The 760-nt window shown below is 39.9% G+C and carries 3 pseudogenes; 1 reads left to right on the forward strand and 2 read right to left on the reverse strand.

What is annotated here, in order from left to right:
• Both H5187_RS23825 and H5187_RS23830 read right to left on the reverse strand, forming a co-directional pair.
• Nucleotides 1-82, reverse strand: a pseudogene (locus H5187_RS23825) (Mobile element protein); the annotation flags it as partial.
• Between the two features lie 105 nt (nucleotides 83-187).
• Nucleotides 188-510 (reverse strand): annotated as a pseudogene (locus tag H5187_RS23830) (group II intron maturase-specific domain-containing protein); the annotation flags it as partial.
• An 80-nt stretch (nucleotides 511-590) separates the two neighbouring features.
• Between H5187_RS23830 and H5187_RS23835 the strand changes: the two are divergent.
• A pseudogene (locus H5187_RS23835) lies at nucleotides 591-760 on the forward strand (transposase); the annotation flags it as partial.

Below are 760 nucleotides of genomic sequence, written 5' to 3' on the forward strand. Positions count from 1 at the left end.
AGGCTCGACGTACGCACCTAGAAATACAATGATAGTACTTTGTATCAGCCAAACTTATCTGACGCTTTCTCGCAATAGCCATGTGACAACCTGCTCATTTATTGTGCTAATAATAAAATTAGTACATAACTGATACATTGCAAATCATAAGGTGGGTGTCTTCTTAGCACCTCTCTCTATGGGCGGTTCATCTCCCGTTATCAATATTGATCCAAATATCTCTCAATGACACTAAACCTTGTGACGCTAGATAGTCATTGCCTATCGCAATGTTAATTCCTTTTGTTTTTGAGCTTCGACAAGGGTCTTCGCTTCCAAACGCCTACTTTTGGTACTGGTGATACCACATGCAATGGCGAGTCGTTCGCTAACACCCAATTTCATTAAACTGCGTACTTTGGTGCGAGGTTTACGCCATTGCCGCCAGTAGCACATTCTTATCCTACGTCGGATCCAATGATCTAAATCCACCGTTAGCTGATAAGCATTGGCAGACGGAAAATGAGCTACACCGACAAAATAAAGGTTAAAATAGACGGTCAAAATAGATAGCCTAATTTAGCGACGACAATGTTTTATAAAGAAATGGTAAAAGACTCGGTTTTATTGAGCCTGCTTTCCTTATGGTAAAAAGCGGAATATTACAGTTAACAAAGGCATGAATAAATTGACCTTACGCGGTCAAACGAAAGTGAATGCCCAATGGCAACTGTATTGCTTAGTTCATAATATAGAAAAGCTGCAAAACACGATGCATTAA

Source organism: Pseudoalteromonas sp. SG44-1 (genome assembly GCF_014164315.1).
GTDB classification, from domain to species: Bacteria; Pseudomonadota; Gammaproteobacteria; order Enterobacterales; family Alteromonadaceae; genus Pseudoalteromonas; species Pseudoalteromonas rhizosphaerae.